Genomic DNA, 8,576 nt, shown 5'->3' with positions numbered 1-8,576 from the left:
GCGCTGATCCATCCGCGCCTGGGCCTGGCCATGCGCACCGGCCTCGGCGCGGGCCCCGCGCTGATTCCGGGCAATGCCAAGGTGTCGACGGCCGGCGGCTCGGTCGACCTGCTGTTCGGCGGCGCCGACGACGCCTGGGACTACGACGCCATGGACGGCATCACCCTCGCGATTCCCGGCGCGCCCGGCCCCGACGAACTGGTGCTGTTCGTCGGCTTCGGCACCGTGCGCATCAATGCGCGCGTGAAGGGCGCCAGCGCCGAGCAGGTCGCCAAGGTGGTGGCCGACATCCGGGCGCGCCGCCAGGCCTGAAGCGCCCACCACCGGCCACGCCACGTGGCCGGCCAGGGAGGAGCCCCACCGGGCGGCCTCCTCCCTTGAGAACCACAAGACAGGAGACAAGCATGGACATCCCCGCAACCCTGACGGGTGCGACTGATCGCGCGGAAGGCAGGAAGGTCATCGTGGCCTCTTCCGTGGGCGCCGTCATCGAGTACTACGACTTCTTCCTCTACGGCTCGCTCGCGACCATCATCGCGAAGCAGTTCTTCTCGGCGCTCGACCCCTCGGCCGCCTTCATCTTCGCGCTGCTCGCCTTCGCCGCGGGCTTCATCGTGCGGCCGCTCGGCGCCGTGCTGTTCGGGCGCCTGGGCGACATGATCGGGCGCAAGTACACCTTCATGATCACGCTGCTGCTGATCGGCATCTCGACCTTCTCGGTCGGCTTCCTGCCCAACTACGCCACCATCGGCGTGGCCGCGCCGATCATCCTGATCGTGCTGCGGCTGTGCCAGGGCCTGGCGCTCGGCGGCGAGTACGGCGGTGCCGCCACCTACGTGGCCGAGCACTCGCCGCCGCATAAGCGCGGCGCCAGCACGGCGTGGATCCAGACCACCGCGACGCTGGGCTTCCTGCTGTCGCTGGTCGTGATCCTCGGCGTGCGCAGCACCATGTCGCCCGAGCAGTTCGATGCCTGGGGCTGGCGCATCCCCTTCATCATCTCGCTGGGCCTGCTCGTGCTCTCGGTCTACATCCGGGTCTCGATGAAGGAGTCGCCGGTGTTCCTCAAGCTCAAGGCCGGCAATGGCATCAGCAAGGCGCCGGTGCGCGAGGCCTTCGGCGAATGGAAGAACCTGCGCATCGTGCTGATCTGCCTGTTCGGCCTGTGCGCCGGGCAATCGATCGTCTGGTACACCTCGCAGTTCTACGCGCTGTTCTTCCTCACGCAGATCCTCAAGGTGGATCCGATCTACGCGAACACGCTGTTCGCGACCTCGCTGGTGCTGAGCATGCCGCTGTTCATCTTCTTCGGCGCGCTGTCGGACCGCATCGGCCGCAAGTGGCTGATCATGATCGGCATCCTGGTAGCGGCCCTGTCCTATGGCCCGCTGTTCAAGGCGCTCACGCACTACGCGAACCCGGCGCTGGAGCGGGCCCAACAGAGCGCCTCGATCGTGCTGACGGCCGACCCGCGCGAATGCTCGTTCCAGGGCAACCCGATCGCGCGCGATGTCGACTTCCGGACCTCCTGCGACATCGCCAAGCGCGTGCTGGCGCAGAGCGCGGCCAGCTACGAGGTCAAGGACGCGGCGGCCGGCGAACTGGCGACCGTGACCGTCGGCGACCGGGCCATCGCCTCGGTGCAGGGACGGCTGGTCGCGAACGGCAACGCCTTCGAGCCCGCCAGCAAGGCCGAGATCGACGGCTTCCGCGCGCGGATCGGCGCCGCGCTCCAGGGCGCGGGCTATCCCACGACCGCCGACCGCGCGGGCATCGACTCGCCGATGGTGGTGCTGATCCTGCTGGTCTTCATGGGCTTCGTGGCCATCACCTACGGGCCGCTCGCGGCGCTGCTGGTGGAGATGTTCCCCGCGCGCATCCGCTACACCTCGATGTCGCTGCCCTATCACATCGGTGCCGGCTGGTTCGGCGGATTGCTGCCGACCATCTCGTTCGCGCTCGTGGCCGAGCACGGGAACATCTATGCCGGCCTCGCCTATCCGGTCGCGGGCGCGCTCATGACCTTCGTGATCGGCGCGATCTGGCTGCGCGACACCAAGGAGACCCGGGCCGCGGCCTGAACCGCAAGCTTGCACCGATGGCGCCCGGGCCCACGCTGGACTAATGTCTTCGCTCCTTCGTTCAGCCTTCAACGCCATGGCCACCAAGCACCTGCCCCTGGATCAACTCGGATGGGACCACCTGCGCGCATTGCTCGAAGTCGCGCGCGGCGGTGCGCTCGCGCCCGCCGCGCGCAAGCTCGGCGTCGACCAGTCGACCATCAGCCGCCGCCTCGCGCAGGTGGAGTACAGCTCGGGCGGCACGCTGTTCCGGCGCGACCGCAAGGGCATCGTCCTGACCCCGTTCGGACGGGAAGTGTTCACGAGGGTGGAGAAGATGGAAACGGCCTTGCACGAAATCCAGGGACTGACCGCCGACCGCTTCGGACAGAACGCCGGCACCGTCTCCATCGCAACGATGGAGGGCGTGGGCGCGATGCTGATCTCGCGCGCGGTCAGGAAGCTGCACGAACGCTTCGCGGCGATCGAGATCCAGCTTGCCACCACCTCGAACTACGTGGACATCGCGCGCCGCGAGTCGGACATCTTCGTGAGCTTCTTCGAGCCCCCGCCGAAGTCGCTGCACACGCAGAAGGTGGCCGACGTGCATTTCCATCTCTATGCTAGCGCCTCCTATCTGGCGGGCCGCGAGATCGCGCGGCCCGAGGACCTGGCGCGGGACTTCTTCATCGGCTACATCGACGATCCGATCTACCTGCCCTCGGCGCGCTGGCTCGAGGAGTTCGTCGATGCGCCGCGCATCGGCTTTCGCGCGACCAGCATGTTCTCGCAGCTGTTCGCGGCGCGGGAGGGCCTGGGCGTGGTGCTGCTGCCTTCGTACGCCGAAGCCGAGTCCTTCGGGCTGATCCGGTTGCTGCCCGATCGCTCCGCGCGCGTGCCGCTGTTCATCAGCGTGCAGTACGACTTGCAGTACCTGCCCCACATCCGGGCGGTCTTCGACCTGCTCGCGCAACTCATGGCCGAGAAGCTCGCGGCACAGCAGCCGGCGGCTTCGGCCTGACACCTATCGCTTTCTTCCATCCACCCTTTGCTCATTCAATCTCATGAACAAGAAAATCCTCGGCATCGTTTCCTATCCCATCACGGCCTTCGACGAGCGCAGCGGCGCCGTCGACCTCGAGACCAGCCGCCGCGTGGTCGAGCGGCTGGTGCTCTCGGGCTCCCATGCCATCGCACCGCTCGGCAGCACCGGCGAAAGCGCCTACCTGTCCGACGAGGAGTGGGATGCCGTGGCCGAGGCGTCGATCGCCCAGGTGGCGAAGCGCCTGCCGGTGATCGTCGGCATCTCGGACCTCACGACCCGCAACGCGGTGCGCAAGGCCAAGTTCGCGGAAGCGGCCGGCGCCGACGCGGTCATGGTGCTGCCCGTGTCCTACTGGAAGCTCGGCGAGGCCGAGATCTTTCGCCACTACCAGAGCATCGCCGACGCGATCGGACTGCCGGTCATGCTCTACAACAACCCCGCGACCAGCGGCGTCGACATGCAGCCCGAGCTGATCGTGCGGATCGTGCGGGACATCGCGAACGTCACGATGGTCAAGGAGAGCACGGGCGACATCCAGCGCATGCACCGCATCCGGCAACTGTCGAACGGCGAGATCCCGTTCTTCAACGGCAGCAATCCGCTGGCGCTCGAGGCCTTCGCGGCCGGTGCCGTGGGCTGGTGCACGGCGGCGCCCAACATCATTCCGGCCTGGCCCGTCGCGCTTCACGACGCCTGCCTGTCGGGCGACATGGAGGCGGCGCGCACGATCTTCTACGGGCAGCTCGAGGTGCTGCAGTTCATCCTCAAGGGCGGACTGCCGACGACCGTGAAGGCGGGGCTGCGGCTACGGGGGTTCGAGGCGGGGGTGCCGCGGCTGCCGCTGCAAGGGCTCGACGAGGCGTCGGTTGCGCAGCTGCAGCGCTTGCTCAGGGAGCTGGATTCGCGAACGATCGCCTGACAAGGTGTGAAGAAACCGTAGTGAGCGGCCGGTCGCCGTCACGCGTAGGCGACCCACCCCCTGAACGTGAACCCCACGTAGAAGAGCTGCACCCCGCTGAACCCCGCCTCGCGCAGGATCGCCTCGTCCTGCGCCGGCGACAAAATCGCCAGCTCCTTCTGCACCTTCTCGCTCGTGGCCGCCGCCTGCTTCGGGTCGGACCCCGATGACACGAGGAAGGCCGCGTAGCGTTTCATCCAGGTCTCGCGCTGGCCCTCGCCGTCCTCCACGCTGAGATGCGCGACCACGAAGGGCGCGCCCGGCTTCAGGCGGCGATGGATCTCGCGCGCCGTCGGCAGGCGCTGGTCGGGCGGCACGAAATGGAAGGTCAGCAGGCAGGTCGCGCCGTCGAAGGGGCCTTCGGGCGCGTCCTGCACATAGCCTTCGTGCAGGGCCACGCGCGACGTCAACGGGCCGAGCCGCTGGGCCGCGAGATCGAGCATCGGCGCGCTCGGGTCGACACCGTCGATGCGCCACCCGGGGTGGGCGAGCGCGAGGTCCTCGAGCTCGAGGCCACCACCGGCGCCGACCACCAGCACGCGGCCCTCGGCCGGCACGCGCTCGGCCAGCAGGATGCGTGTCATCGGCAGCAGGCCGCTGTGGCCGGGCACGTTGCGCTTCGGACCTTCGGCGTACTTGGCGACCGCATCGGAACTGTTGAATGCACTGTGAGAGTTCATCCAACGATGATGGCATGGCGCCCTGGCGTGCGCTTCAGCAGGGGTTCAGCGCCGCGAAGACCGCTTCGTAGCGGCCATCGCGCTCGGCCCAGCGCCGCGCGTGGTCGCGCTCGAGCATCAGCTCGCCGTGCGGATGATCGCCGCGCTCCAACAGCCGCATCACCTCCGCCACGTAGGCGCCCACGGGCATGGCGCGCGGGTCCGAGGCCTGCGCGCTGCCCGTGAGTTCGGTCTGCACATAGGGCGGTGCGAGTTCGAGCACCTCGACCGGGACCGCGCGAAGCTGGTGGCGCAGCGACTGCAGCCACGAGTGCAGGAAGGCCTTGCTCGCGCAGTAGACCGGGAAGTCCGCGCGCGGCACGAAGGCCAGGGCCGAGCCGGTCGCGATGAAGCTCGCATTGGCCTGGCCCTTCAACAGCGGCAGGAACGCCGCCGCAGTGCGCAGCACGCCGAGGATGTTGGTCTGCACCATCGCTTCGGCATCGGTGGCGCTCCAAGCATCGGCGCGCATGTCTTCCGCGCGCGAGATGCCGGCATTGGCGATCAGCACGTTGAGCTCGGGAAAGCGTTCGCGCACCTCCCTCGCGACGCGTGGCAGCGAAGCGGCATCGTCGAGGTCGAGCCGCAGGCCGAACAGGCCCGCTCGGCCGGCCGTGACCTCGTCGAGCAGGGCCTGGCGCCTGCCGGTGACGATGACGCGGTTGCCGCGCCGGTGCAGGGCCTCGGCGAGCGCGCGGCCGATGCCGCTGGTGCCGCCCGTCACGAGGATGGTGTTGCCGGTGGTTTTCATGATGGCTGTCTTTCGATGGGTTGGGGGTCATGGAGAAAGCCATGGCAACCCTCGCGGCGCTCTTCGCGAACGGACGCGAAAAGACCCTGTGCCGGCCGCGCGATGCAATGCAGCGCAGGAAGGCGAACAGGACGAACGAAAGGAAGAGGGAGGGCATACCGTGGCGTCTTTGCATCGAGATCTCCCTGCTGGGAACCACTCGACAAAGGACGCGTTGGATGACGGTAACGCCTACGGCAGCGCGCCGCTGGGGCGACTGCGGGCCGGATTGTCGACGCGCCGGCGCGCCGCCGTCAACCCCCGGGCGACGACGCGAGCCGCGTGCGGCCGAAGTTCGCGCGGTACTGCTGCGGCGTGACGCCCAGGCGGCGCAGGAACACCGCGCGCATGCGATGCGCGTCGTGGAAGCCGCAGGCGAAGGCCACGGTCTTCATCGGCGCCTGGCCGTTCTCGAGCATGACGCGCGCCGCATCGAGCCGCGCGCTCTCGACGAATTCGGCCGGCGTGAGCTTCGCGTCGCGCGCGAAGGTGCGCGCGAAGCTGCGCTCGCTCATGTGCGCGACCCGCGCCAGCACCGCCACCGTGAGCTCGTCGCCCAGGTGCGCCATCACGTACTGCTGCACCTGCGCGACCGGTGACGCCGGCTCGAGCCGCGGCGTGAGGAAGGGACTGAACTGCGACTGCCCGCCCGCGCGCTGCGTGAACACCACGAGCCGCCTGGCCACGTGCAGCGCCACCTCGTTGCCGTGGTGCTGCGCGAGCAGGTAGAGCGACAGGTCGATGCCGGCCGTGACGCCGGCCGAGGTGTAGAGCTTGCCGTCCTGGTTGAAGAGCCGGTTCGATTCGACGCGCGCGCTCGGGCACAGGCTGGCCAGCGCCGCCGCGTCGTTCCAGTGCGTGGTGACGGTGCGGCCGTTCAGCAGGCCGGCACGCGCGAGGATGAAGGCGCCGCTGCAGATCGAACCGAAGCTCGCGGCCCGCGCGCTCGCGGCCTCGAGCCAGCGGTACAGCGCCGGATCGAAATGCTGCCGCACCAGCGCCGGGCCGCCGGCCACCAGCAGCAGGTCGAAGGCATCGTCGACCTCGGCATAGTGGCGATGCGCCTGCAGCGAGAGGCCGTTCGAGCACGGCATGGTGCCGTGCTCCACGCCGATGGTCTCGAGCCGGTAGTGGTCCTCGTCCGGCAGGAAGCGGTTGGCTTCCGAGAACACGTCCATCGGGCCGCTGACGTCGAGCGACTGGACGCCGGAGAAAACGAGCAGGGCGACGGTGCGGTGCATGGGGCGGGAGATGGGGCGGGATCGGTCCGGGATTCTGGCGCACCCCGAGATCCGCGGCTTGAAAAACGCCGTGCCTCGTTCGTCTGGAGGACTTCGAGTGCCGCGGGCGGCATGCATTCACCCCGACGGCATCGGTACATCCCACCCAGCGAGCCCCTGCCCCATGACAATCGCCCGATGCGCATCGCCCCGCCGCCTCGCAACCGACGCCCCGCGATGAACCGATGGTGAGTGCCCCGCTTCCACCCCTGCGCTTCGGTCCCTTCGTGCTCGACGCGGCCGCCGGCCGCCTGCAGCGCGACGACGCGCCAGTCGCGCTGCAACCCAAGGTCTTCGCGCTGCTCTGCGCGCTCGCGGGCCACCCCGGCCGGCTGATCGCCAAGGCCACGCTGTTGCAACAGGTCTGGCCCGCGCAGGTGGTCAGCGACGCCGTCGTCAAGACCGCGATCAACCAGCTGCGCATCGCGCTCGGCGACGATCCCTCGCAGCCGCGCTACATCGAGACCGTGCCGCGCCGCGGCTACCGCTTCATCGCCGGCATCGAAGGCGCCACGGTAGCCCCTCCCGCCTGGGTGCAGCCGGCCGGCGACCGGCTGGTCGGTCGCCAGGCCGCGCTCGATGCGCTCCATGCGGCCTGGCAACGGGCGCGCGAAGGCACGGCGCAACTGGTGTTCGTGATCGGCGAGGCCGGCATCGGCAAGACCACGCTGATCGACCACTTCGCGCGGCACGCGGGCGCGGCCCTGGTGGCACGCGGGCAGTGCGTCGAGCAGGGTGGCCAGGACGAGCCGCACATGCCGATCCTCGAGGCGCTCAACGGCCTGTGCCGCAGCCATCCGGGCGCGGTGCCTCAGATACGGCGCATCGCGCCCACCTGGCTGGCCCAGATGCCCTGGCATGCGAGCGAGGCCGAACGCCTCGCGCTGCGGCAGGAGATCGACGGCGTGGGTCCGGGGCGCGTGCTGCGCGAGTTCCGCGAGATGCTGGACCGGCTGGCCGAGCCCCAGCCCATCCTCCTGGTCCTCGAGGACCTGCAGTGGAGCGACCTGCCCTCGCTGCAACTGATCGAGCACCTGGCCAGCCGGCGCGAACGCGCGCGCTGGATGCTGGTGGCGAGCCTGCGCCCCGCCGATGCGCAGGGCCGGCCGGCCGCCGTGGCCGACCTGCATGCGCGGCTGCGGCTGCGCGGCCTAGCGCGCGGCCTCGAACTGGCCGCGTTCTCCGCGGGCGAGGTGGCCGAGTACCTCGCGGGCCGCTATGCACGGCAGCCCCCATCGACCCACCTGGCGCAGCGGCTGCATGCGCAGACCGGCGGCCTGCCGCTGTACCTCGCGACCTGGCTCGATGCCGCCGACCGCGAGCACACGGACACGCGGGACGGCCCGGACGGGCCTCCGCCCGACGCCTTCGCCGAGCCGCCGGCACGACTGGCGCAAGGGCTCGCGCACCTGATCGAGCGGCAGCTCGAGCTGCTCGAGCCCGAGGACCAGTCGCTGCTCGAGGCGGCCTCGGTGCTCGGCGTGGAGTTCTGGAGCCAGCCGCTGGCCTCGATGCTCGAACGCTCGCGGCTGTCGGTGCGCGCGCAGATCGACCGGCTCGCCAGGCAGGGCCAGTGGCTGGTGCCGCTCGCGGTCGAGCGGCTGGCCGACGACAGCTTCGACGCCCGCCATGCCTTTCGCCATGCGCTGCATCGCCACGTGCTCTATCAGCGCCTGGGCGCGGCGCGGCGCGCCGAACTGCACCGCCGCGCGGCGCAGGGCCTC

General features: G+C 69.8%; 8 protein-coding genes. 5 read left to right on the top strand and 3 right to left on the bottom strand.

All coding sequences use genetic code 11. The annotated features are described in order from the left end of the window. The 4 genes from AC27VN_RS24440 to AC27VN_RS24425 form a co-directional block, all read left to right on the top strand. The coding region (locus tag AC27VN_RS24440) for an amino acid synthesis family protein (protein ID WP_490878185.1) at positions 1-312 on the top strand (312 nt) is incomplete at its 5' end. Between the two features lie 92 nt (positions 313-404). Beyond that, positions 405-2,081, top strand: coding sequence for an MFS transporter (locus tag AC27VN_RS24435; RefSeq protein WP_490878184.1), 1,677 nt, complete (start codon positions 405-407; stop codon positions 2,079-2,081). 76 nt (positions 2,082-2,157) lie between these two features. Then, entirely contained in the window at positions 2,158-3,081 is a 924-nt protein-coding gene (locus AC27VN_RS24430) for a LysR family transcriptional regulator (protein WP_490878183.1), read from the top strand. Between the two features lie 43 nt (positions 3,082-3,124). Beyond that, on the top strand, positions 3,125-4,024 hold the full coding sequence (locus AC27VN_RS24425) for a dihydrodipicolinate synthase family protein (RefSeq protein ID WP_490878182.1): 900 nt from the start codon (positions 3,125-3,127) through the stop codon (positions 4,022-4,024). 38 nt (positions 4,025-4,062) lie between these two features. Here AC27VN_RS24425 and AC27VN_RS24420 read toward each other — a convergent pair whose 3' ends face one another. The 3 genes from AC27VN_RS24420 to AC27VN_RS24410 all read right to left on the bottom strand — a co-directional run bounded on the left by AC27VN_RS24420 (position 4,063) and on the right by AC27VN_RS24410 (position 6,813). After that, a complete protein-coding gene (locus AC27VN_RS24420; protein WP_490878181.1) occupies positions 4,063-4,743 on the bottom strand; it encodes a class I SAM-dependent methyltransferase in 681 nt (226 codons plus the stop codon). Positions 4,744-4,777: 34 nt separating this feature from the next. Further along, complete coding sequence (locus AC27VN_RS24415) at positions 4,778-5,533, bottom strand: SDR family oxidoreductase (protein WP_490878180.1); 756 nt, start codon at positions 5,531-5,533, stop codon at positions 4,778-4,780. Positions 5,534-5,826: 293 nt separating this feature from the next. Then, positions 5,827-6,813 carry a GlxA family transcriptional regulator gene (locus AC27VN_RS24410; RefSeq protein WP_490878179.1) on the bottom strand — a complete coding sequence of 329 codons (987 nt, stop codon included), beginning with the start codon at positions 6,811-6,813 and terminating at the stop codon, positions 5,827-5,829. A gap of 227 nt (positions 6,814-7,040) precedes the next feature. Between AC27VN_RS24410 and AC27VN_RS24405 the strand changes: the two genes are divergently transcribed. Continuing rightward, positions 7,041-8,576, top strand: a 1,536-nt coding sequence (locus tag AC27VN_RS24405) for an ATP-binding protein (protein WP_490878178.1), incomplete at its 3' end; no start/stop codon positions are given.

The organism is Variovorax sp. 20P10.2.4, from assembly GCF_058244205.1.
This window is presented reverse-complemented; position numbering and strand designations above follow the sequence as displayed.